Source organism: Bradyrhizobium sp. C-145 (assembly GCF_023375135.1).
GTDB lineage: Bacteria > Pseudomonadota > Alphaproteobacteria > Rhizobiales > Xanthobacteraceae > Bradyrhizobium > Bradyrhizobium zhanjiangense.
Genome location: NZ_CP088150.1, coordinates 9,262,507 through 9,285,675 on the forward strand (window position 1 = coordinate 9,262,507; position 23,169 = coordinate 9,285,675).

Annotated in this window: 19 protein-coding genes; 9 read left to right on the forward strand and 10 right to left on the reverse strand. The window is 63.7% G+C overall.

What is annotated here, in order from left to right:
* Positions 1-256 precede the first annotated feature (256 nt).
* The 4 genes from LRP30_RS43610 to LRP30_RS43625 form a co-directional block, all read right to left on the reverse strand.
* On the reverse strand, positions 257-1,096 hold the full coding sequence (locus tag LRP30_RS43610; protein ID WP_128930313.1) for a SprT family zinc-dependent metalloprotease: 840 nt from the start codon (positions 1,094-1,096) through the stop codon (positions 257-259).
* Between the two features lie 312 nt (positions 1,097-1,408).
* Positions 1,409-2,737, reverse strand: coding sequence for a polyhydroxyalkanoate depolymerase (gene phaZ, locus LRP30_RS43615; protein ID WP_128947900.1), 1,329 nt, complete (start codon positions 2,735-2,737; stop codon positions 1,409-1,411).
* Positions 2,738-2,858: 121 nt separating this feature from the next.
* Entirely contained in the window at positions 2,859-3,677 is an 819-nt protein-coding gene (locus LRP30_RS43620; protein ID WP_128930315.1) for an ABC transporter permease, read from the reverse strand.
* A 124-nt stretch (positions 3,678-3,801) separates the two neighbouring features.
* A complete protein-coding gene (locus LRP30_RS43625; protein ID WP_249758822.1) occupies positions 3,802-4,605 on the reverse strand; it encodes an ABC transporter ATP-binding protein in 804 nt (267 codons plus the stop codon).
* A 110-nt stretch (positions 4,606-4,715) separates the two neighbouring features.
* On the opposite strand from LRP30_RS43625, the gene LRP30_RS43630 reads away from it, so the two are divergent.
* Positions 4,716-6,035, forward strand: a complete 1,320-nt coding sequence (locus tag LRP30_RS43630) for an ActS/PrrB/RegB family redox-sensitive histidine kinase (RefSeq protein ID WP_128940626.1) — start codon at positions 4,716-4,718, stop codon at positions 6,033-6,035.
* A gap of 103 nt (positions 6,036-6,138) precedes the next feature.
* Positions 6,139-6,693 carry an ActR/PrrA/RegA family redox response regulator transcription factor gene (locus LRP30_RS43635; protein ID WP_164934823.1) on the forward strand — a complete coding sequence of 185 codons (555 nt, stop codon included), beginning with the start codon at positions 6,139-6,141 and terminating at the stop codon, positions 6,691-6,693.
* Between the two features lie 182 nt (positions 6,694-6,875).
* Here LRP30_RS43635 and LRP30_RS43640 read toward each other — a convergent pair whose 3' ends face one another.
* A complete protein-coding gene (locus LRP30_RS43640; RefSeq protein WP_249761965.1) occupies positions 6,876-7,364 on the reverse strand; it encodes an MmcB family DNA repair protein in 489 nt (162 codons plus the stop codon).
* A 278-nt stretch (positions 7,365-7,642) separates the two neighbouring features.
* Here LRP30_RS43640 and LRP30_RS43645 point away from each other — a divergent pair, with 278 nt between their 5' ends.
* Complete coding sequence (locus LRP30_RS43645) at positions 7,643-9,343, forward strand: alpha-amylase family protein (RefSeq protein ID WP_249758823.1); 1,701 nt, start codon at positions 7,643-7,645, stop codon at positions 9,341-9,343.
* 150 nt (positions 9,344-9,493) lie between these two features.
* Here LRP30_RS43645 and LRP30_RS43650 read toward each other — a convergent pair whose 3' ends face one another.
* Positions 9,494-11,095 (reverse strand): alpha-amylase family glycosyl hydrolase, encoded by a 1,602-nt coding sequence (locus LRP30_RS43650; protein ID WP_249758824.1) that lies wholly within the window; start codon positions 11,093-11,095, stop codon positions 9,494-9,496.
* Between the two features lie 173 nt (positions 11,096-11,268).
* Here LRP30_RS43650 and LRP30_RS43655 point away from each other — a divergent pair, with 173 nt between their 5' ends.
* Positions 11,269-11,937, forward strand: a complete 669-nt coding sequence (locus LRP30_RS43655; RefSeq protein WP_249758825.1) for an MBL fold metallo-hydrolase — start codon at positions 11,269-11,271, stop codon at positions 11,935-11,937.
* 5 nt (positions 11,938-11,942) lie between these two features.
* On the opposite strand, the gene LRP30_RS43660 is transcribed toward LRP30_RS43655, so the two are convergent.
* Positions 11,943-12,329 (reverse strand): helix-turn-helix domain-containing protein, encoded by a 387-nt coding sequence (locus tag LRP30_RS43660; protein WP_249758826.1) that lies wholly within the window; start codon positions 12,327-12,329, stop codon positions 11,943-11,945.
* A 193-nt stretch (positions 12,330-12,522) separates the two neighbouring features.
* Between LRP30_RS43660 and LRP30_RS43665 the strand changes: the two genes are divergently transcribed.
* Positions 12,523-12,825 (forward strand): hypothetical protein, encoded by a 303-nt coding sequence (locus tag LRP30_RS43665; RefSeq protein WP_249758827.1) that lies wholly within the window; start codon positions 12,523-12,525, stop codon positions 12,823-12,825.
* 72 nt (positions 12,826-12,897) lie between these two features.
* Here LRP30_RS43665 and LRP30_RS43670 read toward each other — a convergent pair whose 3' ends face one another.
* The gene (locus LRP30_RS43670; RefSeq protein WP_249758828.1) at positions 12,898-14,073 is read right to left on the reverse strand and encodes a PHB depolymerase family esterase; all 1,176 of its coding nucleotides are present in this window, start codon (positions 14,071-14,073) and stop codon (positions 12,898-12,900) included.
* 141 nt (positions 14,074-14,214) lie between these two features.
* Positions 14,215-15,627 (reverse strand): MFS transporter, encoded by a 1,413-nt coding sequence (locus tag LRP30_RS43675; protein ID WP_249758829.1) that lies wholly within the window; start codon positions 15,625-15,627, stop codon positions 14,215-14,217.
* A gap of 379 nt (positions 15,628-16,006) precedes the next feature.
* On the opposite strand from LRP30_RS43675, the gene LRP30_RS43680 reads away from it, so the two are divergent.
* Together LRP30_RS43680 and LRP30_RS43685 are read left to right on the forward strand one after the other, a co-directional pair.
* A complete protein-coding gene (locus tag LRP30_RS43680) occupies positions 16,007-17,242 on the forward strand; it encodes an LLM class flavin-dependent oxidoreductase (RefSeq protein WP_249758830.1) in 1,236 nt (411 codons plus the stop codon).
* A 222-nt stretch (positions 17,243-17,464) separates the two neighbouring features.
* Positions 17,465-18,841 carry a cytochrome P450 gene (locus LRP30_RS43685; protein ID WP_249758831.1) on the forward strand — a complete coding sequence of 459 codons (1,377 nt, stop codon included), beginning with the start codon at positions 17,465-17,467 and terminating at the stop codon, positions 18,839-18,841.
* A 286-nt stretch (positions 18,842-19,127) separates the two neighbouring features.
* Here LRP30_RS43685 and LRP30_RS43690 read toward each other — a convergent pair whose 3' ends face one another.
* Positions 19,128-19,967, reverse strand: a complete 840-nt coding sequence (locus tag LRP30_RS43690) for a glucose 1-dehydrogenase (RefSeq protein WP_128947889.1) — start codon at positions 19,965-19,967, stop codon at positions 19,128-19,130.
* 180 nt (positions 19,968-20,147) lie between these two features.
* Between LRP30_RS43690 and LRP30_RS43695 the strand changes: the two genes are divergently transcribed.
* Both LRP30_RS43695 and LRP30_RS43700 read left to right on the forward strand, forming a co-directional pair.
* Positions 20,148-21,113: a sensor histidine kinase gene (locus tag LRP30_RS43695; protein ID WP_128940634.1), complete on the forward strand. Its 966-nt coding sequence runs from the start codon at positions 20,148-20,150 to the stop codon at positions 21,111-21,113.
* Positions 21,114-21,381: 268 nt separating this feature from the next.
* Positions 21,382-23,115, forward strand: a complete 1,734-nt coding sequence (locus LRP30_RS43700; protein WP_249761966.1) for an EAL domain-containing protein — start codon at positions 21,382-21,384, stop codon at positions 23,113-23,115.
* Positions 23,116-23,169 lie beyond the last annotated feature (54 nt).

The following is a 23,169-nucleotide window of genomic DNA, read 5'->3' on the forward strand; positions in this document are numbered from 1 at the left end:
GGCTGATGATGCGAAGCGTTTGATGCGGCGGGACTAAACGAGCGAGACGCGCAATCGTCGCGAAGTGTGGCGAAAATCGAGCGAGAGGCTTGGGTGTTGCTCCACCCTGCCCTGTCATTCCCGCGAGGGCGGGGAATCCCGTTCGCCAGGCGTCTCGGCCGACAACAACCGTCTCTGGAATACTGTCGTCGCCCGGTCAAGCCGGGCGACGACATCGAATGCTGTGCTGGTAGTGGCGCTTAACCCGCAACGAGGCCTAATCCTCGGCTCCATACCGATGCAGGTCATTGCCGTACGTATCGAGCCACTTCTTGGCGCGCTCCATTGACGGGCAGACTTTTCCGCACACACGCCAGAACCGCGCCGAGTGGTTCATCTCGACGAGATGGGCGACCTCGTGGGCGGCGAGGTAGTCGAGCACGAAGGGCGGCGCGAGGATCAGGCGCCAGGAGAACGACAGCGAGCCGGCCGAGGTGCAGGAACCCCAACGGCTGGACTGGTCGCGGATCGAGAGCCGCTTGACCCTGACGCCGAGCTCGGCCGCGTAGGCTTCCGCCGAGCGCTGAAGGTCCCGGCGCGCCTCGCGCTTGAGGAAGTCGCTGACGCGGCGGTCGACATAGTCGAAGCCGCCGGCAACGCAGAGAATGCGTTCACCGCTGTCGCGCATCTCGGTCCACACCGTGCCACGCTCACCGGCGCGGTGAACGATGCGATGGGGAACGCCGCGCAGCGGTATCACCGTTCCCGACTGGAACGGAGCGGCCTTCGGCAAGCGACCGAGACGTGCAGCGATCCACGCACCGTGACGCTGCGCGAAGTCCTTGGCCTCGACGAGAGTGCCACGCGGCGGCATGGTGAGGATGGCTTCGCGGTCGCTCGGATGAATTCTGAGCGTGTAGCGGCGCGCGCGTCTGTGTCGGCGCAACCTGATCGCGAAAAACTGCGATCCGTGGGTGATGACGAGGGTCTTCGGTTCGTGGGGCCGCCGATAAAGGAGCGCGCGAGTGGCCATGTCTGTCAGTCCGGGGGGCAGGAGGGCGCCCGGATTCTGCCATAACCGCCGCCATGGAAAGCGCTCGGCGCAAAAACAAATCATTTGCCCAATATACAGCGGTCAAGCGTCCGGGAGACCCTACAGACTGGGGTTGGAACCCGTTTTTTTCGCCCCCGCTGGACGCATGCGGCACCCCCAAGGGCTGAGTGTCGACTCACTCCTATAAGGCTACCTAAATACCGCGAATCTGGAGGGAAGCGACCCCTGTCGGAGCCTCCGACAGGGCCTGAATTTTCGACGGGAAAGCCGAAATACGCGACCAGAGCCGCACCGATGAAATCGGAGCGGCTCTTGTTTCCTGTTTTGACGCGTTTTCTCTACGCGAACCGGTCGCCACTTCGCTCGAAAAACGCTCTATTCGGCCGCGAGCGCCTGCAATGAGCTCGGATTCGCCGCCGAGACCATGAAATCATGAATCCGCGGCAAGATTTCCGACTTGAAACGCGAACCGTTGAACACGCCGTAATGTCCGACACCCTTCTGGACGTAATGAACGCGGCGATGATCGGGAATCGCGCTGCACAATGTGTGCGTTGCTTCGGTCTGACCGAGACCGGAGATGTCGTCCTTCTCGCCTTCGACCGTCATCAACGCCACGCGCGTGATCTTGGAGGGATCGACGCGTGTTCCACGGTGAGTCATCTCGCCCTTGGGCAGCGCGTGCTTCACGAATACGGTGTCGACGGTTTGCAGATAATACTCGGCGGAGAGGTCCATGACCGCGAGATATTCATCGTAGAACTCGCGATGCTTGTCGACGAGGTCACCGTCGCCCTTCACCAGATTGGCGAAGAGCTGCTTGTGCGCATCCATGTGCCGGTCGAGATTCATGCTGATGAAGCCGTTGAGCTGCAGGAATCCCGGATAGACGTCGCGCATCATGCCCGGATGCGGGAACGGCACCTTGGTGATGACATGGTTGCGGAACCAGTCGATGCCGCGCTCCTGAGCGAGGTTGTTCACCGCGGTCGGATTGCGGCGGGTATCGATCGGCCCGCCCATCAGCGTCATCGAGGTGGGCACGAAGGGATCGCGCCGCGCTTCCATGATCGAGACGGCGGCGACGACGGGCACGGAGGGCTGGCACACCGCCATGACATGGGTGTTGCCGCCGAGGACGTGCAGCATCTCGATGACATAGTCGATGTAGTCGTCGAGGTCGAAGCGGCCTTCGCTGAGCGGCACCATGCGGGCATCGGCCCAATCGGTGATGTAGACCTCATGCGCGGGCAGGAGGGCTTCCACCGTGCCGCGCAGCAGCGTGGCATAATGGCCGGACATCGGCGCGACGATTAGCACGCGCGGCTGCGGGCTGCGCAAGGGACGGGCGAACTTGCGATCGAAGTAGAGCAGCTGGCAGAACGGCTTTTCCCAGACCGAGCGGATCTCGACGGGCACGCGGATGCCGTTGACCTCGGTGTCGTTGAGGCCCCATTCCGGCTTGCCGTAGCGGCGCGTGGTGCGCTCGAACAATTCGCAGGCCGCGGCGACCGACTTGCCGACCTCGGTGCGCGCCAAGGGATTGAGGGGATTCTGAAACAGGAGCTTGGTCGCATCGGTGACCGCGCGGGCCGGATTGAGAGAGGCATGCGCCATCTCGTACATCCAGTACATCGGCGTCGTCAGGACCGGACTGCCTTCAGCCGCCAGGGGCGGCGCGCCGCCAAACTCACCAATAGGCATCGCTATATTCCTCTTCGCATCGCAGCATACTGCCGAATGCGCAATATTGCGTCAATGCATGGTTCCGTACATCTACGTGTTGGGAAAGCCAAAACCAGCCTGAATCCACGGGAAAGTGACGTTATTCACCAGCCGAGAGCAGCGAGCCGTGCTTCCTGGCGCTTCGCAACAGGGCAAGGAATGCCCCAAAAGATGCAACCAGCAGTACTGCGTTGATGGCCAATGCCTCCAGCATCAGATCGGTCCGAAAGGTTTGCTCGATCAGGAGCGCGCGCATGCCCTCGAAGGCGTAGGTCGGCGGCAACGCCCAGGCGACGTATTGCAACCAGGCCGGCAGCACGCTGACGGGATAGTAGACGCACGCCAGCGGCAGGATGGCGAACATCAAGGTCCAGACGATGCTCTCGGCGCCGAGGCCGTTTCGCAGCACCAGGCCCGAGACGAAGATGCCGACTGACCAGCTCGTGAAGATCAGATTGCAGAAGAAGGCGATCAGCGGCAGGCCGAGGGCATAGACGTTGAAGTGAAACAGGAACAGCGCGAGCAGCGTCATCGGGATGATGCCGATGGCGAGCCGGATCAGGCTCATGACCATCAGCGACAGCAGAAACTCGATCGGCTTCAGCGGGCTCATCATGAGATTGCCGATGTTGCGCGCCCACATCTCCTCCAGGAACGAGATGGAGAAGCCGAGCTGCCCGCGGAACAGGATGTCCCAGAGGATGACGGCGCCGATCAGCGTGCCGCCGGCGCGCGCGAAGAAATTGGCATTTTCGGCGATGTAGAGCTGAAGAAAGCCCCAGGTGATGACTTGCAGCGCCGGCCAGTACAAGAGCTCGAGCAGCCGCGGCCAGGACGACATCAAGAGGTACCAATAGCGCAGGATCATCGCGCCGATGCGATGGACGGAGATGCCGCGGTGGAGGGACAGCTCGGTCATGGCGGCCTCTGGTAGCCCGGCCGCAACCAGTAGCCCGAATGGAGCGCAGCGCAATCCGGGATCAGCCTATCCAGACACGAGAACCCCGGATTACGCTGCGCTCCATCAGGGCTACGACTCCTTCTCACCGTGCCGCCTCCTTCGCGCCGTTCACCCGGCCGCGCGCGACGTCCAAAAACACCTCCTCCAGCGTGGTGCGGTTGTAACGTGCCATGATGGCTTCCGGCGTGTCGTCGTCCTCGATGCGGCCGCGCTTCATGATGATGACGCGGTCGCAGAGCCGCTCGACCTCGAGCATGTTGTGCGACGCCAGCAGGATGGTGGCGTTGTGCTGCTTGCGATAGCGCTCCAGATGCGCCCGCACCCAATCGGCGGTATCAGGATCGAGCGAGGCGGTCGGCTCGTCCAGGAGCAGCAGCTCGGGCTGGTTGATCAGCGCCTTCGCGAGCGCAACACGGGTCTTCTGCCCGGCGGAGAGCTTGCCGTTGGCGCGGTCGATGAAATCGCCGAGGTCGAGATCGTCGGTGAGCCCGGCGATGCGGCCAGCGAGGTTCTTCACCGCATAGAGCTTGCCGAACACGGTGAGGTTCTGCCGCACCGTGAGCCGCATCGGCATGTCGACATAGGGGCTCTCGAAATTCATCCGCCCCAGCACGGACGCGCTCTCCTCGGGCATGCGATGACCGAGCACCTGCACACGGCCGGAGGTCGGCAGCACCAGGCCCATGATCATCGCAATGGTCGTGGTTTTGCCGGCGCCGTTGCCGCCGAGCAGCCCGGTGATGCTGCCGCGCGAAAGCGAAAAGGAGATATCGTCGACGGCGCGGGTCTGCTTGTAGACCTTGACGAGATGATCGACCGCAATCGCCGCGGGTGCGCTGCGATCCGCGACAGTCGGCCAGCTTGAAGCCTTGTCATTCTCGGTCATGCTGGCCGTTCTTCTGCTATTGCAGCCGATAGCGCAAGGCTTGTAATTCCTGGCTGGTTCCGTGAGCCGCGCGTTTGTGACCCTTAGAAGGCACCGCCACATTGGCCGATATGACCGAAATTGCCGATTCCGACTTTCGCCACGCGCAGCGGCATATCCGGCTGGACACGATCCTGCGGCTGCGCTGGCTCGCGGTGCTGGGGCAGCTCGCCGCGATCTTCATCGTGGCGCAGGGGCTGGAGTTCAATGTCGAGATCGTCCCCTGCGTCAGCATCATCGCCCTGTCCGCGGCGCTCAATCTGGCGCTCCAGACCGCGGCCAATCCGATGCAGCGGCTGGAGCCGATGCAGGCGGCCGGGCTGCTGGCGCTGAACATCGTGGAATTGGCTGGTCTGTTATTCTTTACCGGCGGCCTCCAGAACCCGTTCTCGTTCCTGTTCCTCGCGCCCGTGCTGATCTCGGCCACGGCGCTGCCGGCCCGCTTCACCTTCGGCCTCGGCCTCCTCGCTGTGGCCTGCGCCTCGGTCCTGTTCTTCTTCCATTCGCCGCTGCCGTGGGATTCCGACGATCCGCTGGTGCTGCCACCGATCTACCTCGTCGGTGTCTGGCTCTCGATCGCACTCGCGATCGGTGTCACCAGCCTCTACTCCTTCCAGGTCACCGAGGAGGCGCGCAAGCTCGCGGACGCGCTGGCCGCAACCGAGCTGGTGTTGACGCGCGAGCAGCATCTGACCCAACTCGACGGATTGGCTGCCGCAGCCGCGCACGAGCTCGGCACGCCGCTCGCGACCATCTTCCTGATCTCGCGTGAGCTGGAAAAAACGGTGAAGGACCCGAGCTTTGCCGCGGACCTGAAAACACTGCGCGAGCAGACCCAGCGCTGCCGCGACATCCTGAGCAAAATCACCCAACTGTCCTCCACCGGCGCACCGTTCGACCGCATGAAGCTGTCGGAGCTGATCGAGGAAGTGGTGGCGCCGCATCGCGATTTCGGTGTCGACATCAAGGTGCGGATCGCGGTGGCGGTCGCGGCCGAGCCGGTCGGCTCGCGCAATCCGGCGATCCTTTACGGCATCGGCAACATCGTCGAGAACGCGGTCGATTTCGCCCACACCACCGTCGAGGTGAATGCCTGGTGGAACAAGGACGATATCGAGCTCGTGATCTCCGACGACGGCCCCGGCATCCCGCCCGACATCCTCAAACGGATCGGCGAGCCCTATCTGTCGCGGCGGCGGACCCAGGATGAAGGCGGCGAGCGGCGCGGCCTTGGCCTCGGCGTGTTCATCGCGCGCACGCTGCTCGAACGCACCGGCGCCAAGGTCTCGTTCACCAACCGGACCTTTCCTGACCACGGCGCGGTGGTCCAGATCAATTGGCCGCGAGAGCGTTTTGAGGCTATCGAGACGCTAGAAGAAACAATAGGATAGGCCGCGACCTTGCGTCGCACAACGGGGCCGATCGACCATTTGCCGCCTTGGCACCGATCGATTGCGACGCCATATGTCAATGCGCTGGAGAGAGGACAACACCTTGAACGCCATCGCCGAACTGAACGAACAGACCGACCGCTCGCTTCTTATCGTTGAGGACGACAAGCCGTTTCTGGAGCGGCTGTCGCGCGCGATGGAGACACGGGGCTTTGCCGTAACATCGTGCGACACCGTCTCCGACGGGCTTGCGCAGATCGGCAAATCGGCACCGGCCTTCGCGGTAGTGGATCTGCGGCTCGGCGACGGCAACGGTCTCGACGTGGTCTCGGCGCTGAAGAAGAAGCGCCCCGATGCGCGCGCGATCGTGCTGACCGGCTATGGCAACATCGCCACCGCCGTGACCGCAGTGAAGATGGGCGCGATCGATTATCTGTCGAAGCCGGCCGACGCCGACGACGTCGTCGCCGCGCTGCTCTCGACCAGCGCGGAGAAATCCGAGCTGCCGACCAACCCGATGTCCGCCGACCGCGTGCGCTGGGAGCACATCCAGCGCATCTACGAAATGTGCAACCGCAACGTCTCGGAGACGGCGCGCCGGCTCAACATGCACCGCCGCACGTTGCAGCGCATTCTGGCCAAGCGCGCGCCGCGGTAGTTACTACGCTCAATCCTCTATCCCGGTCATCCTGAGGCGCTCGCCTTGCAAAGCAAGGCGAGCCTCGAAGGGCGACGGTCCGGCTGCATCGCGGCCGTGCATCCTTCGAGGCTCCCGACGGGACGCTCCGCGCCCCGTCACTCGCGCCTCAGGATGACGGGGATACAGTTTCGTTCTTTTGGCTACTCCCAAAAATCCGCGTAGCCCTGCGGATCAACCAAACGGTTGATCCGCAGCGCAGCCGCCATCGCAAAGCGCACCGTCATCTGCTTGCGCGTGGCGGCAGCAAGCTTGTGCTCGGGCGCCTCGCAATGCATGTGCGCGCCATAGGCGTCAGCGACGATCAGGCCGGTGTCTTCAGGAAAGATCTCGCACGGCAGATCCTGCGTGAAGGCGAAGAACAGCCGGTCGCAATGGGCGCGGTATTCGTGCCATTTCTGATCAGCGCGCAGATCCTCCACCGACGATTTGATCTCCACGATCCAGATCTCGCCGCGCTCGTTCAACGCGACGAGGTCGGCACGGCGGCCCGAGGGCAGCGGCAATTCGCTAATGCAGGAGAAGCCCAGCGAGCGCAGCAGTCGCGCGGTGCCGCGCGCGACCGCCAGTGCGGTCTCCGACTGGCGGCGGTCCGGCGGCGGTAGGGCGATATTGCGGGCGGTGTTGTCCATGGGGGGAGGATAGCGGATTCCGTCGGGATGCACACTGCCGAGAATGGTCGAGCCGTTGCTCATTCTCAAATGTCGTCCTGGCGAAAGCCAGGACCCATTACCCCAAGGGTTTGTTGTAGCGCGAGCTGATAACCACCAATCTTCGCCAAGCGACTTCCTGTGGTAATGGGTCCTGGATCTGTGCTTCGCTTGTCCAGGACGACATTGCGGAACCGCTTTTGCCTTTAAAACTTATCACGCAGCCGCCGCACCTCGGCGGCCCACGAGGCCGCGCGCGCATGATCGAAGATCTCTGGTACAAGAACGGCGTGATCTACTGCCTCTCCGTCGGCTCCTATATGGATGCCGATGGCGACGGCGTCGGCGACTTCAAGGGCCTCTTGCGCCGGCTCGATTATCTGCACGGCCTCGGCATCACCACGATCTGGCTGATGCCGTTCCAGATTTCGCCGCAGCGCGACGATGGCTACGACATTGCGGACTATTACAGCGTCGATTCCCGCTACGGCACGCTCGGCGATTTCGTCGAGTTCACCCATGGCTGCAAGCAACGTGGCATCCGCGTCATCATCGATCTCGTCGTCAACCACACCTCGGACCAGCATCACTGGTTCAAGGAGGCGCGGCGCGACAAGAACTCGCCCTATCGCGACTGGTATGTCTGGTCCGACAAGAAGCCGGCCAACGCCCACGAGGGCATGGTGTTTCCCGGCGTGCAGAAATCGACCTGGACGCGCGACAAGGAAGCCGGCGCCTGGTATTTTCATCGCTTCTACGATTTCCAGCCCGATCTCAACACCTCGAACCCGCACGTGCAGGCCGAGATCCTGAAGATCATGGGCTTCTGGATCCAGCTCGGTGTCTCCGGCTTTCGCATGGATGCGGTGCCATTCGTGATCGCGACCAAGGGCGCCAAGGTGAAGAAACCGGTCGAACAGTACGACATGCTGCGCGCGTTCCGCGAATTCCTGCAATGGCGGCAGGGCGACGCCATCATCCTCGCCGAAGCCAATGTGCTGCCGAAGACGGACATGGAATATTTCGGCCGCGACGCCGACCGCATGCACATGATGTTCAACTTCCAGGTCAACCAGCATCTGTTCTATGCGCTGGCCTCGGCCGATTCGCGTCCGCTGGCGAAGGCGCTGAAGGCGACCAAGCCGCGGCCGGCGACGGCGCAATGGGGCCTGTTCCTGCGCAATCACGACGAGCTCGATCTCGGACGGTTGACCAAGGCGCAGCGCGAGGTCGTGTTCAAATGCTTCGGACCCGACAAGGAGATGCAGCTCTACGATCGCGGCATCCGCCGTCGCCTCGCACCGATGCTGGGCGGCGACCGCCGGCGGCTCGAGCTCGCCTACAGCCTGGTATGCACATTGCCGGGAACGCCCGTGATCCGCTATGGCGACGAGATCGCGATGGGTGATGACCTGTCGCTGCCCGAACGCGATTGCGCGCGCACGCCGATGCAATGGTCGACCGAGCCGCATGGCGGCTTCACCAAGAGCGACAAGCCGGCATGCCCCGTCATCGACAAGGGGCCGTACGGCTATCCGCATGTCAACGTCGCAAAACAGCGACGCGATCCCAATTCGATGCTGAACTGGACTGAACGCATCGTGCGCATGCGCAAGGAGGTGCCGGAAGTCGGTTGGGGCGATTTCACCATCATTCCTGTGCGCGATCCCGCCGTGTTCATCATGCGCTATGACTGGCGCAACAATTCGGTGCTGTTCATGCACAATCTCGACGAGAAGCCACGCGAGATCGCGTTCTCGGCGGGGCTGCCTGATGGGGCCGGCGCGCACCTCATCAACCTGCTCGCGGAAGATCACAGCCACGCCGACAAGCGCGGCCAGCACCGTGTCGTGCTGGAGCCCTACGGCTATCGCTGGTATCGCGTCGGCGGGCTGGATTATCTGTTGAAGCGGAGCGACATCGACGCGAATACGGTGCGGGGGAGGAAGCATCCGGGGTAGGTGCATCGTTGGGGGCAATGTCATTCCGGGGCGCGACGAAGTCGCGAGCCCGGAATCCATTTATCCAAGGACGCTGCGGCCCGATGGATTCCGGGCTCCCTCGCTCCGCTCGGGCCCCGGAATGACGAAAGAGATCATCGGAGTCGCGGGCTAGGATGGCGCCGCCACCACCACGCCCTCATTCCCCCGCAAATCCAGCACGCCCTCCAGCCGCTCGCCTTCCCGATCGAGAAACGTCGACAGCAGGATCTCGCTGCCGAAGCGGATGGCGCTGGTGGTGACGGCGATCGGATCGGGGCCGAGATTGAGCGCCACGACCACCGCTCTGCCGCCAGCCTCGCGGCGATAGAGCAGGAGATCGCCTTGCGCCGAGATCGGATGATAGTCGCCTGCCATCAGCGGCGGCGAGGCCTTCCGCAAGGCGATCAGGCGCTTGTACAGCGTCAGGATCGAGCGCGGATCGGCTTCGAGATCGACGACGTTCTCGCGGATGTGATCCTCCGGCAACGGCAGCCACGGCCGGACCTCCGAGAAGCCGGCGAAGTTCGAGGAATCCCACTGCATCGGCGTGCGGCAGCCGTCGCGGCCGACACCGATGCCGGGCACGTTCTTCTCGAAGGGGTCGCGCACGTCCTCCGGCGCGATCGCGAGCTGATGCATGCCGATCTCGTCGCCGTAGTAGAGCGTCGGCGTGCCGCGTAGCGTCAGCAGCAGCATGGCGGCGACACGGGCCTGTTCGGGACCAACCCGGCTTGCGACGCGCGGACGGTCGTGATTGCCGAGCACCCAGTTCGGCCAAGCGCCGCGCGGCAGCGCCTTCTCGTAATCCTCGATGATCTTCTCGATCGAGCGCGCGCTCCAGAAGGTCGAGAGCAGCGCGAAGTTGAACGGCATCTGCGCGCCGGTGAGATCGTTGCCATAGTAGGCCATCAAGCGATGCAGCGGCAGATAGATCTCGCCGATCAAGACGCGCGCGCCAAAGCCATCGGTGAGACGCCGCATCTGCGCGATCACGGCATGCACCTCGGGCTGATCGGTCGAGTATTGCGTCAGGATCTTCTCGTTCGGCGGCCGGCCCTCGACGTAATGTGGGTTCGGCGGATTGTCGCGGAATTCGACGTCCTTGATTAGGTGCCAGATCACGTCGACGCGGAAGCCGTCGACGCCCTTCTCCAGCCAGAACCGCATCACGTCATAGATCGCAGCGCGAACATCCGGATTGCGCCAGTTGAGGTCCGGCTGCTGCGCGAGGAAGGCGTGGTAGTAATATTGCCCCGTGGTCTCGTCGAATTGCCAGGCGCTGCCACCGAACTCGGACAGCCAGTTGTTCGGCACGCCGCCATCGGGCGCCGGATCGCGCCAGATGTACCAATCGCGCTTGGGATTGTCGCGTGAGGACCGGCTCTCGATGAACCAGGGATGCTGGTCCGAGGTGTGGTTCGGCACGAGATCGAGGATCAGCTTCAGGCCGTTGTCATGGGCGGCGGCGAGCAGCGCATCGAAATCGGCCATCGTGCCGAACAGCGGCTCGATGGCGGTATAGTCCGAAATGTCGTAGCCAAAATCCGCCATCGGCGAGGGAAAGATCGGCGACAGCCAGATCGCGTCGACGCCGAGCGATTTGACGTGAGGCAGCCGTCTGAGGATGCCAGCGAGATCGCCGACGCCATCGCCATCCGAGTCCTGAAAGGAGCGCGGATAGATCTGATAGAAGATGCCGTCGCGCCACCAATTCTCGTTGCCTTGAGCCATGCCGAAAGACCACCCAAATCTGCGCCTCGCGCGGGAGAACGCGACAGCGACGCCCCGGTTCAAAGTGGCAGGTCAATTGGGACGGCCGTGTGACGGTTGTTCCCGAGCTCGTTCCGACTGTTTGGCCCGAATCTTTTGCTTGGCGGCCTGGCAAAAATCGGCATTGTGCGACCATGACCGAACAAAATGACACCAAAGCCAAAGCCGGCGCGATCATCGTTCCCGTGACGTTGTTCGAGCAGAACTGCACCATCATCTGGGACGAGCCTTCCAAGAAGGCCGTGGTGATCGATCCCGGCGGCGACGTGCCGAAGATTCTGGACGCGATCAAGCAGACCGGCGTCAGCGTGGAGAAGATCTGGCTGACCCATGGTCATATCGACCATGTCGGCGGCGCTGCCGACTTGCGCGACGCGCTGAAGGTGCCGATCGAGGGCCCGCATGAAGCGGACAAGTTCCTGCTCGACAACGTGGTCGAGAGCGGCGCGCGCTTCGGCATGACCGGGGTGCGCAACTTTGCGCCGGACCGCTGGCTCAACGAAGGCGACAGCGTCTCGATCGGCGGCCTGCAGTTCGACATCTATCACTGCCCCGGCCACTCGCCGGGCAGCGTGGTGTTCTTCAACAAGGAGTTGCGTTTTGCCCATGTCGGCGACGTCCTGTTCGCAGGTTCAGTCGGACGCACCGACCTGCCCGGCGGCAGTCATGCCACGCTGATCAACTCGATTCTAACCAAGCTGCTGCCGCTCGGCGACGACGTCGGCTTCATCTGCGGCCACGGCGCCGGCTCGAGCATCGGCCAGGAGCGGATGACCAATCCGTTCATCACCGGCGAAATGTAAGCGTTTTACTCGGCGGCGTCCGCCAGCGCCGCGGGTTCGCCGAGGTTACGCTCGCCCCATTCGCGGATCGCGGCGACGACCGGCACAAAACTTCTGCCCTTGCGGGTCAGGCGATATTCGACCTTGGGCGGCACCTCGCCGAAATCCTTGCGGTCGATCAGGCCGCTTTGCGTCAGCGCCTTCAATTCGCGGCTGAGCACGCGCGGGGTGATCTCGGCGCTGCCTTCCGTGCCGCGCAGCAGGCCGCTCCTGATCTCACCATAGCGGCGCGGACCGTCCTTGAGGTCCCAGACGATGCGGAGCTTGTACTTGCCGCTGATCATCTTCTGAAACGCCGCGACCGGACAGGCGCGCGAGGGGGTCGCTCTTGCCTTCGCCATTGCCTTGGTCATGTCGCTCCTCCATGCGCGGAGTTCCTGTTTTGACGCGCTTCTTTATGCGAACCGGTCTTCACTTCGCTCGAAAACGCTCTGGCCGAGGATAGGAGGGACGCCGAAAAAGTCCATACTATCAATTTTGTCCATACTTGCAGGATCGCTTGCAAGCCGCAGATGATGACGCACAAGACGAAGTAAGGAGCGCCACATGAAGCACTTCATGATCACATACGAATTCAGGAACGGCACGACGGAGGCCTGGCATCAGGAGATCGGCCGCTTCATCAAGGCGATCGACGGCGATCCGGAGCTGAAAGGGCGGATCGGCTATCGTGTCCTGAAGCACCGCGATGACGGTAGCTATATCCATCTCGCCAGCGTCACCGACGATGCCGCGCAAAAAACCCTGCAATCGCGCGAGTTCTTTAGGGCCTATCAGGAGATGACGCGGAAGGTGGCCGGCGGCGAGGTCACGGTGACACCGATCGAGTGGATCGATCAGACGGGCTAGCTTCGCTGAGCTGAACCAACGGCGTCGCCACAAACTCCGTTGTCGTCCCGGCGAAGGCCGGGACGACAGCGCTTACTTCATCAACCGCGCCGCCGTCAGCGCGCGCGTGATGATCTGGCCGAGATCGAAGCTGCGTGTCCGCTCGCGCTTTGCCGCGGCCGGCTGTGCGGCGACCGCGGCGCGGATCGAACGGGCGAGATGCGGCGCGGGCGTCAGCGCCGGCTTCGGCGTCGCAGGCTTTGCCTCCGCCTTCGGCGCCGCCTCCGCAATCCAGCCGGTGAGGCCGAAGAATTTTGCGATGTGGTAGGACGAGGAGATGCCGGCCTCGATCAGGAATGCGCCTTCCATGCCGTAACGCTGATCGTTGTCGGCTAGCCCAAGCGGCGTGCCGTGCGCCATGTCGGTGATGGCGTAGGATTCGACCAGCGTCTCGCCGTCCTGGTTCCACCAAGCCTGGCGCGGATAGCCGTCGACATTGGTCTCGGCCATCGGCACGTCGGGCAGATCATGCAGATCGAGCCACTGCTTGACGATCTCGTTGGCATTGCCGGGATTGACGGTGCGGTCGGCGCTGCCGTGCCACACCGACACCTTCGGCCAGGGGCCACGATGGTGGGTGGCGTTGCGCACGAGATCGCCGAGCTCACGCGCGGGACGCACGGGTGAATGGAACATGCCGTCCAGCGCCTCGCGCAGGTTCGACGCGATGCCATAGGGCAAGCCCGCGATCACCGCGCCGGCTGCGAAAACTTCCGGATAGGTCGCGAGCATCACCGATGTCATGCCGCCGCCGGCGGACAGGCCGGTGATGAAGATGCGCCTCTGATCGATGCGATGCGCTTGCACCATGTGCGCGATCATCTCGCGAATCGACCGCGCCTCGCCGCTGTCCCGCGCGGTGTCCTCCGGATTGAACCAGTTGAAGCAGGTGTTGCCGTTGTTGATGCGCTGCTGCTCGGGCATCAGCAGCGCGAAGCCGTAATGCTTCGCCAGCGTCGACCAGCCGGCGCCGAGATCGTAGCCGGAAGCGGTCTGGCCGCAGCCGTGCAGCACCACGACGAGCGCGCGCGGCTTCTGCAGCTGCGCCGGCACGAAGGCGAGCATGCGCAACGCGCCGGGATTGTCACCGAAATTCGTGACCTCTTGCAGCGGGCTGGATGAATCAGCGCTGCGGCCGAGCTCGGCAAAGCGCAGACCGTCCAGCTTGGGCAGACGTCTCAACAGATCGACATTTCGGGCTAGTGACACGGCAACTTCCTGGTGGGCAACTTCCAACGTTCAGCCAAACCAGATAGTTGCTGCGTTGCAAAATAAAAAGACCGTGCGCTGTCAATCGCGCGAAAATCGCCGGGATTTCCCGCGGAATCCGCATGTATTAACCGCAATGCCTCAACTTGGTGCAGAGGCGCGGCGCATCCAGGCCAGAAATGCGGCGCAGATCATGACTAATGTCACAAACAGCGCAAGCGAGACGAGAAATCCTGCGCGCGCTGATTGCAACGATTCGACGGCGAAGAACAATGCGCCGATTGCGGCCACTCCGGCCGCATTTCCGATCTGCGCCGTGGTGCCGTACATGCCGGAGGCCGAGCCTGCGGCGACAGGTTTTACGCTCGCGAGCACCGCGCCCGACAACGGCGCCATCACCAATCCCTGACCGTAGCCGAAGACGATCATCGTGAGCGCCAGCGCAAGCGGCGTCGGTGCATCGACATAGAACGCGACGAGCGCGAGCGCGGCGAGGCCTGCGATCTGGAGCGCGCAGCCCTCGAGCAGCACCTTGGTGCCGCGATGCCGCGCCCGCGCGCCGCTGTGCCGCGAGGCCACGACGAAGGCAAGTGCGAGCGGGATGAAGGCGATGCCGGCGGCGAGCGGTGGAATTTTCAGGCCGCGCTGCATGTACAGCGTCATCACCAGGTAGAATGAGAGGTTGGCGATGAAAAAGAACAACGCCGCGCCGAGCCCGCGCAGGAAGGCTGCATCCGACAGCAGCGTCAGATCGACCAGCGGCATGCCGCCGTCGCGCGCGATCGCGTGCTCCAGCTTCAGGAACGCGGCGAGGATCGCGCCGCCGATTGCCATCACCGCCCACAACCACGGCGCCCAGCCGACATCGTGACCGAACAGCAGCGGACCGATCAGGCACAACAAGCCTGCGAACAGCACCACGCTGCCTTTGACGTCGAGCTTTGTACCTGATTGCCGCGGCACCGACGGCATGATGCGCCAGGCGGCAGTGGCGATGGCGAGGCCGCTGGGCACGTTGACGAAGAACACTGAGCGCCAGCCGGTGCCGGCGAGATCGAGCGTGACGAGGAGACCGCCGAGCAGGAAGCCCGCCGCGCCCGCAAGCCCGAGCACGATGCCATAGATGGCGAAGGCGCGGCTGCGCGTCTCGTCGGTGAAGAGCAGATGCAGCGTCGCCAGCACCTGCGGCACCATCAGCGCCGCGGTCGCGCCCTGCGCCAGCCGAGCGATGATCAGCTCCGCGCCGGATTGCGCGAGCCCGCACCACAGCGAGGTCAGCGTGAAACCCAGCACGCCGGCGAGGAAGACGCTCTTCGTGCCGTGGATGTCGCCGAGCCGGCCGCCGGTGACGACCAGCGTGGCATAGGCGATCAGGTAGATCGCAATCACGGATTCGATCTGCGCCGGCGACGCTTTCAGATCGACCGCGATGGTGGGAATGGCGACGTTGACTACGAAGGCGTCGACGCCGAACATGAACTGGGCTGCGACGACGATGGCCAGCACCCACCAGCGGCGCGAGGAATCAAGCTGTCGTGTGACGGTTTGGTGCATCGGCGCGGGACCCTGGACTATCGTTGCTCGATAATTTCAGATCGCACGCGGTGTCGCGATTACCTCGCAGGTAGGATTCCCGCGCTTCCGCGGTTGCTTCGCCTCTCCCCGCGTTCGGGGAGAGGCCGGAATTCAAACGCAGTTTGAATTCCGGGTGGGGGGGAGCTTCCGCAAGTCGCACTGCCATTGAATTTGCGGAAGCAGCCCCTCACCCCCGCCCTCTCCCCGTAAGAACGGGGAGAGGGAGACGAGACATCTCATCGCGCCTCCGCGCATGCCTGCATTCCGCCGCGCGGGACATCGTGCGATTGCGTTCGCTTCCGCGAGCACGTAGCCTCGCCGCCTCAACAAACATAAAATCGAAGCCGGAGAGAACGCCATGGCGCGCCTGAAATTCGGAGCCTTTCTTGCCCCGCATCACCCGATCGGGGAGCATCCAATGCTCCAGTTCCGGCGCGATCTCGATCTGGTCGAGCAGCTTGATAGCCTCGGCTATGACGAGTTCTGGTGCGGCGAGCATCATTCTTCCGGCTGGGAGATGATCGCATCGCCCGAGATGTTCCTGGCCGCGGCCGGCGAGCGCACCAAGCGAATCAAGCTCGGCACCGGCGTGGTGTCGTTGCCTTACCACCACCCCTTCAACGTCGCCCAGCGCATGGTGCAGCTCGATCACATGACCGGCGGCCGCGCCATCTTCGGCTCCGGTCCCGGCGCGCTCGCCTCCGACGCGCATACGCTCGGCATCGACCCGATGACGCAGCGCGACCGCCAGGACGAGGCGATCGCTGTGATCCGCCGCCTCTTCAACGGCGAGCGCGTCACCGCGAAGAGCGACTGGTTCACCATGAACGACGCCGCGCTGCAGATCCTGCCGCTGCAGGAGGAGATGCCGTTCGTGGTGGCCTCGCAGATCTCTCCGTCCGGCATGACGCTGGCCGGCAAATACGGCATCGGCATCATCTCGCTGGGCTCGATGACGACGCAGGGGCTGATGTCGCTGCAACAGCAATGGCAGTTCGCCGAGGACGCGGCGAAAAAACACGGCACCAGGGTGAGCCGCGCCGACTGGCGCGTGCTCCTGACCTGGCATATCGCCGAAACCCGCGAACAGGCGCGCCGCGAAGCGGGCGCCGGGCTGATGCGCTGGCACAACGAATATAATGTCGGCACGCTGCAGCGGCCGGGCCTCACCGCGTTCTCCTCGCCCGATGAAGCCGTGGATAAGACCGCCTTCGTCGAGGGCGCAGCCTCCACCATCGGCACACCCGACGATCTCGTCAAAACCATCAAAAACGTGATGCAGGTGTCCGGCGGGGTCGGCGCCATCATCGGCTTCGTGCACGACTGGGCCAATCCGGAAAACACCCGCCGCAGCTGGGACATGGTGGCGCGCTACGTCGTGCCGGAGATCAACGGCTACATCGACGGTCTTCGCAAGTCGCAAAAATTCGTGATCGAGAATCGTGCGATCTTCGAGCGTGCGGGCCAGGCCGTGATGGCCAAGATCATGGAGAACGAGAAGGCCGCCGAGGCGCTGAAGGTGACCGGCCCCGGCCGCGTCGCCATCCCCGCCGTCAACGCCCCGGATTTGCAGAAGGAAGCGGCGAAGCGGTAGGTCTATCTCCGTCGTCCCGGCGAAAGCCGGGACCCATAGCCACCGATTTGTGTTTGGCGATGATTGGTAATTGCCAGCTCGCAACAAACTACTTCCTGGGGTTATGGGTCCCGGCCCCCGTGCGCAATTGCGCACTAGGCCGGGACGACGATGGTTCGTGCTTGCGCGCAAGACCACCGGATCGTGCTATGCTCGCGGAGCTTGCCAACCGGAGCAATCGTCATGTCGATGCAGAATGTGGCCGCCCCTGCGCTTGGCTTCACCCCGCCCAGGCGCAATGAGCTGACCCACATCCCCGGCGACGAAGGCTGGCCGATCATCGGCAAGACCTTGCAGGTGCTCGCCGACCCCAAGGGGCACATCGAGGCGAACGGCGCCAAATACGGCCCGGTCTACCGCACGCACATTTTCGGCGAGACCAATGTCGTGCTGCTCGGGCCCGAGGCCAACGAGCTCGTGCTGTTCGACCAGCAGAAACTGTTCTCGTCGACGCATGGCTGGAACAAGGTGCTCGGCCTGTTGTTTCCGCGCGGCTTGATGCTGCTCGATTTCGACGAGCACCGCCTGCATCGCAAGGCGCTGTCGGTCGCGTTCAAGGCCGGGCCGATGAAGTCATATCTCAGCAATCTCGATCGCGGCATTTCCGCGCGCGTCGCGCAGTGGAAGGCCAAGCCCGGCGAGATGCAGCTCTATCCGGCGATGAAGCAGCTCACGCTCGATCTCGCTGCGGCCTCGTTCCTCGGCGCCGACATCGGCCCCGAGGTCGACGAGATCAACCGTGCCTTCGTCGACATGGTCGCGGCCGCCGTCGCCCCGGTCCGCCGCCCCCTGCCCGGCACCCAAATGGCGCGAGGGGTGAAGGGACGCAAGCGCATCGTCGCCTATTTCCGCGAGCAGATCCCGCTGCGACGCGGCAATCACGGCGGCGATGACCTGTTCTCGCAGCTCTGCCGCGCGACCCACGAGGACGGCGCGCTGCTCTCGGAGCAGGACATCATCGACCATATGAGCTTCCTGATGATGGCGGCGCACGACACGCTGACCTCGTCGCTGACCTCCTTCATCGGCGAGCTCGCCGCAAATCCGGACTGGCAGGACAGGCTGCGGGCGGAGGTTCTCGCGCTCGGCCTCGCCCCGGATGCGCCGAGCAGCTTCGACGATCTCGAGAAGATGCCGCTGACGGAGATGGCGTTCAAGGAGGCGCTGCGGATCAAGCCGCCGGTGCCCTCGATGCCGCGCCGCGCGATGCGCGATTTCACTTTCAAGGGCTTTACGATTCCGGCCGGCACCGCCGTCGGCGTCAATCCGCTCTACACGCACCACATGAAGGACATCTGGCCGGAGCCAGACCGGTTTGATCCAATGCGCTTCACCGAGGAGGCGCAGCGTGGCCGCCACCGCTTCGCCTTTGTGCCCTTCGGCGGCGGCGCACATATGTGCCTCGGCCTGCACTTCGCCTACATGCAGGCGAAATGCTTCGCGCGGCATTTCCTGCAGAACATCGAGGTATCGCTGGCGCCAGGCTACAAGCCGGACTGGCAGATGTGGCCGATCCCGAAGCCGCGGGATGGTTTGCGGGTGCGGGTGAAGGCGGTTTGAGCCTCCCGTGTCCCGGACGCGCAAAGCGCGAGCCGGGACCCAGAATCTTGCGATAGGTTCAGCTCGGAGAGATGGGCCCCGGCTCTGCAGCGCACCGCTGAAGGAGCGCTGCGCTGCGTCCGGGGCACGAGAACTCCTTGGCGAGATATCCTAGGGTGGGCAAAGCCACCGGGTCGCGCGTACGACGACAGCCCACCATGTCTCTCCCGGTTTGAACACCGACGGTGGGCACGGCGCGCGAAAGAGCGCGCCTTTGCCCACCCTACGGCAGCGTTGCCCTCAGCAACTACGCCCCCTGATCGAACGCCTTGCGCAAGGCCACATAACCCTGCTGCTGCTGGCTCCAGTTGCGGCCACCGGTCATGGCACCGTCGATGACGAGGTCGTGGCCGTTGATGAAGCTGGATTCGTCGCTCGCCAGGAACACCGCGGCATGGGCGATGTCATCAGGGAGACCGGCGCGCGGGATCGGCTGCGCGGTCTTGTAGACCTCGCGCATCACCGCCGGCGTCTTCTCGGCCGCGTCGGTCGACAGCCCCAGCGCCTTGCCGAAGATGCCGGTTGCGATCGCGCCGGGCGAGATCGAGTTGACGCGCACATTGGACTCGCCGAGCTCCATCGCTACGCATTTGGTGAGATGGATCACCGCCGCCTTGGCCGCGCTATAGACCATCGAGGACGAGAACCCGGCGAGACGGCCGGCGATGCTGCCATTGTTGATGATGCTGCCAAAACCCTGCTTCTTCATGTGGGGCGCGGCGTGCTTCATGCCGAGCATGACGCTGCGCACCAGCGTCGCCATCGCCGCATCGAACCGCTCGGCCTCGAGGCCCTCGATGCCGCCGGTCTGCGCTGGGCCGCCCGCATTATTGAACAGGCAGTCGATCCGGCCGAATCTGTCGACCGCGAGCGTGATCAGCGCCTGCATCTGCGCTTCGACGGTGACGTCGGTCTGGCGGAAGATGCAAGTCGCCCCGAGCTGCTTCGCCAGCGCCTCGCCTTCCGGCACGCGCCGACCCGCGATCACAATTTTGGCACCTTCGGCAACGAAGACTTCCGCGGTACGCAATCCGATCCCGCTTGTCGCGCCGGTGATGACCGCAACCTTGCCGTCTAGCCTGCCCATGGAATGTTCCCGTTTTTGAATGATTTGATTTTCAGATGGCGGACACTGACAGATGACGGCGCCGCGACGGTCACTATTCCCGCCGGCCCGCGGCAAGGCAAGCTTTGCTTGCGCGTCCGACATGCGTAACATTCGCAACCATGGCTCGACTTTCGAACGGGCATCGCGACCGGGCGGGGCATGGGGAAGCTGATCGACGAGTTCCGCAAAGGCTGGCAGGGCGTGGCACCGCCATCGCTCGGTCTGAGCATCGCCTTCGCGGCCGCCTGCCTGCTGATTGCGACGGCGGCGCGCTGGGGTCTCGCGCAGGTCCGGCCCGACGTCTACTTCACCCCGTATTTCCCGGCCGTGTTCTTTGCCGCCGCGTTCGGCGGCTTCCGGATCGGCGTCGTGACGGCACTCGTCGGCGGCGTGCTCGGCGTCGTCGTCAATTTCAGCGATGCCTTTGCCGATCACGCGCGATTTGCCTTGCTGGCGCTTTACTGGGCCGTGAGCGCGCTGACGATCTGGGGTGTCGAGCATTATCGCTCGCTGCTGATCGAGCAGCGCCGGATTTCCAAGCGCCTGATCGAGGAAGAAGACTATCGCAAGCTGCTGGTCGATGAGCTCCAACACCGGCTGAAGAACAAGCTGTCGACGGTGCACGCCGTGCTGCACCAGGTGCTGCACGACCAGCCGCAAGTCTGGGCCCGCATCGATCCGAGGCTGCGGTCGCTGGCCACGACCGACGATTTGATCTCGCGGATCGACAAGGCGGGCTGCGACATCCGCGATCTCCTGATCGCGGAGCTCGGGCCTTACGGCCACGTCCGCTTCACGCTCAATGGCGACCGGCTGTTCCTGCCGCCGAAGCTCGCGGTCACGCTGTCACTGATGTTTCACGAGCTCGCCACCAACGCCGGCAAATATGGCGCGTTCTCCGCGCCGCGCGGATTGTTGCAGGTGTCATGGACAGTCACCGGCGATCGCCTGACCATCACCTGGGACGAGACCGAGGGACCAAGCATCGGCGAGGTGTCGGCACCCGGCTTCGGCACCAAATTGCTGAAGTCGGCGCTAACCGCCTTCGACGGCAAGACCGAGCTCTCATTCTTGAAGACGGGCCTCCATTGCATCATGCAATGCCGTATCCCCAAGGGCGGCTGACGGACAGCAAACGGCTCGCACGTTTCAACCCAAGCTCATCGCGCGATCAGGTTCGATACAAGCGAAAGAGAACCGCGCGCTCCGCTCGCAGTTTGGCGGGCGCATTGACCCTCTGTTAATGACGATCGACGTCGCGCGTCGGATCGTCGCAAGTTTCGTCCAAAACACCCCCGTATTTCTTCGGACCCCTTAACCAAACTTAAGAGGGAACCGCGCTAGATCGCGCCCATTGCAAAAGCGCGCTGAAACAACAAGATTCATGGCTTCTATGAACGACAACGAATATTTTGGCGCGAGCGAAGCCGAGCTCGGATTTCTCAAGGAAATCGTTAGAATGCTGCCGGCCGGCCTCACCGTGCAGGACGCGCACGGCGAGCTTTTGCTGGTTAACGATGCCGCGGCTTCCCAGCTCGGCATGGACGGCAGCCGTCCCTCGCCCGATCTCGCGCCGCGTCGCGAAGCCTGCCGACAGGCGCTGAGCGCCGGCCAGGCGGTCGTCACCGAGGAAGCCCTTCACAACGGCGCCGCGCGGCAGGTGCTGCTCACGACCCATCGTCCCGTCCGCCTCGCCGGACGCCAGCTCCTGATCTCGGCATCCTCCGACATCACCGAGCAGAAGAATTTCGAGGACCAGCTGTTCCGCTCGGCTTATTTCGACGAGCTGACCGGGCTGCCCTCGCGGCGCGTGATCGAGCATCGCGCCAACGGCCTGCTCGCACGCGATGGCGGCGAGCGTTTCGCGCTGGCCTTTCTCGACGTCGACAATTTCAAGCACATCAACGACTATTACGGCCACGCCGTCGGCGATGCGCTGCTGGTCGAGCTGTCGAAGCGACTCGGACGCGGCTTGCGCGATTCCGACATGCTCTCGCGCATCTCCGGCGACGAATTCCTGCTGCTGCTGTCGCCGATCCAGAGCCAGGAAGAAGTCGCCGAATTCATGCAATCGACGCTGCAGCGGCTGACCGCGCCGTTCTTCATCGACCATTCGGAAATCTTCGCCTCCACCTCGGTCGGCATCAGCCTCTACCCCGATCACGGCAGCAGCTTCGAGACCCTGCGCCAGAACGCCGACATCGCGATGTACCGCATCAAGAACGACGGCAAGGGGTCGGCGGCCTTCTTCGATTCCAGCATGGAGCGCGAGGCGCTGGCGCGGATGAAGGTCGAGCAGTCGCTGCGGCTCGCGATCCTCGAGAAGCGCTTCTGCTGCGCTTTCCAATCCAAGGTCGACATCAGAACGCAAGCGGTGAAGGGTATCGAGGCCCTGGTGCGCCTGCGCGACGACGACGGCGTGATCCAGGCGCCCGGCTCGTTCATCAACCTCGCCAGCGAGCTCGGGCTGATCGACGAGCTGACCCATCTCGTGCTGGCCGAGATCGTCAAGTCGATCGACCTGATCAACGAGACGTTCGGCGCGGAAGCGACCATCAGCATCAACGTCGCCGCCAAGCAGGCCGGCAACCCCGAATTCATGCGCAGCTTCGCGCAGGCGCTGGACGACACCGGTTTTCCGCAGCGTTTCATGATCGAGCTGACGGAAGACGCCTTCGTCGCCAAGAATCATTTCCAGGACGAGATCCTGCCGATGTTCCGCAAGCTCGGCGTCGGCATCTCGATCGACGATTTCGGTACCGGCTATTCCTCGCTCTCGGCGCTCGCCGACATCACCGCCGACGAGATCAAGATCGACCGCTCCTTCATCACCGACATCCATAAGCGTCCGCGCAGCCAGGGCATTCTGCGCGCGATCGAATCCTTGAGCGAAGCGCTCGGCATGACCGTGATTGCCGAGGGCCTCGAATCCTACGAGGAGCTCGCCTATCTCCAGGCCGCAACCAAGATCCGCTACGCTCAGGGCTATTACTTCTCCCGGCCGATCTTCCTGGAGGAGCTGAAGTTCGCAACGACGGTGGCCAGCGAAGCGCGGGTCAACGTGGCAAGCCGCCCGATGCAGCAGAACCGCCAGGGCTATTCGCGGGCGAGCGGGTATCGAAGGTAGGGGTGCGACGGCAACACCCTCAATGTCGTCCGGGCGAAAGCCAGGACCCATTAC

Excerpts from the sequence above, each read along its gene's own strand:
- LRP30_RS43610 (WP_128930313.1), bottom strand. The coding sequence starts at position 1,096 with ATGATTTGTTTTTGCGCCGAGCGCTTTCCATGGCGGCGGTTATGGCAG.
- phaZ (WP_128947900.1), bottom strand. The coding sequence starts at position 2,737 with ATGCCTATTGGTGAGTTTGGCGGCGCGCCGCCCCTGGCGGCTGAAGGC.
- LRP30_RS43620 (WP_128930315.1), bottom strand. The coding sequence starts at position 3,677 with ATGACCGAGCTGTCCCTCCACCGCGGCATCTCCGTCCATCGCATCGGC.
- LRP30_RS43625 (WP_249758822.1), bottom strand. The coding sequence starts at position 4,605 with ATGACCGAGAATGACAAGGCTTCAAGCTGGCCGACTGTCGCGGATCGC.
- LRP30_RS43630 (WP_128940626.1), top strand. The coding sequence starts at position 4,716 with ATGACCGAAATTGCCGATTCCGACTTTCGCCACGCGCAGCGGCATATC.
- LRP30_RS43640 (WP_249761965.1), bottom strand. The coding sequence starts at position 7,364 with ATGGACAACACCGCCCGCAATATCGCCCTACCGCCGCCGGACCGCCGC.
- LRP30_RS43645 (WP_249758823.1), top strand. The coding sequence starts at position 7,643 with ATGATCGAAGATCTCTGGTACAAGAACGGCGTGATCTACTGCCTCTCC.
- LRP30_RS43650 (WP_249758824.1), bottom strand. The coding sequence starts at position 11,095 with ATGGCTCAAGGCAACGAGAATTGGTGGCGCGACGGCATCTTCTATCAG.
- LRP30_RS43655 (WP_249758825.1), top strand. The coding sequence starts at position 11,269 with ATGACCGAACAAAATGACACCAAAGCCAAAGCCGGCGCGATCATCGTT.
- LRP30_RS43660 (WP_249758826.1), bottom strand. The coding sequence starts at position 12,329 with ATGACCAAGGCAATGGCGAAGGCAAGAGCGACCCCCTCGCGCGCCTGT.
- LRP30_RS43665 (WP_249758827.1), top strand. The coding sequence starts at position 12,523 with ATGAAGCACTTCATGATCACATACGAATTCAGGAACGGCACGACGGAG.
- LRP30_RS43675 (WP_249758829.1), bottom strand. The coding sequence starts at position 15,627 with ATGCACCAAACCGTCACACGACAGCTTGATTCCTCGCGCCGCTGGTGG.
- LRP30_RS43680 (WP_249758830.1), top strand. The coding sequence starts at position 16,007 with ATGGCGCGCCTGAAATTCGGAGCCTTTCTTGCCCCGCATCACCCGATC.
- LRP30_RS43685 (WP_249758831.1), top strand. The coding sequence starts at position 17,465 with ATGTCGATGCAGAATGTGGCCGCCCCTGCGCTTGGCTTCACCCCGCCC.
- LRP30_RS43690 (WP_128947889.1), bottom strand. The coding sequence starts at position 19,967 with ATGGGCAGGCTAGACGGCAAGGTTGCGGTCATCACCGGCGCGACAAGC.
- LRP30_RS43695 (WP_128940634.1), top strand. The coding sequence starts at position 20,148 with ATGGGGAAGCTGATCGACGAGTTCCGCAAAGGCTGGCAGGGCGTGGCA.
- LRP30_RS43700 (WP_249761966.1), top strand. The coding sequence starts at position 21,382 with ATGAACGACAACGAATATTTTGGCGCGAGCGAAGCCGAGCTCGGATTT.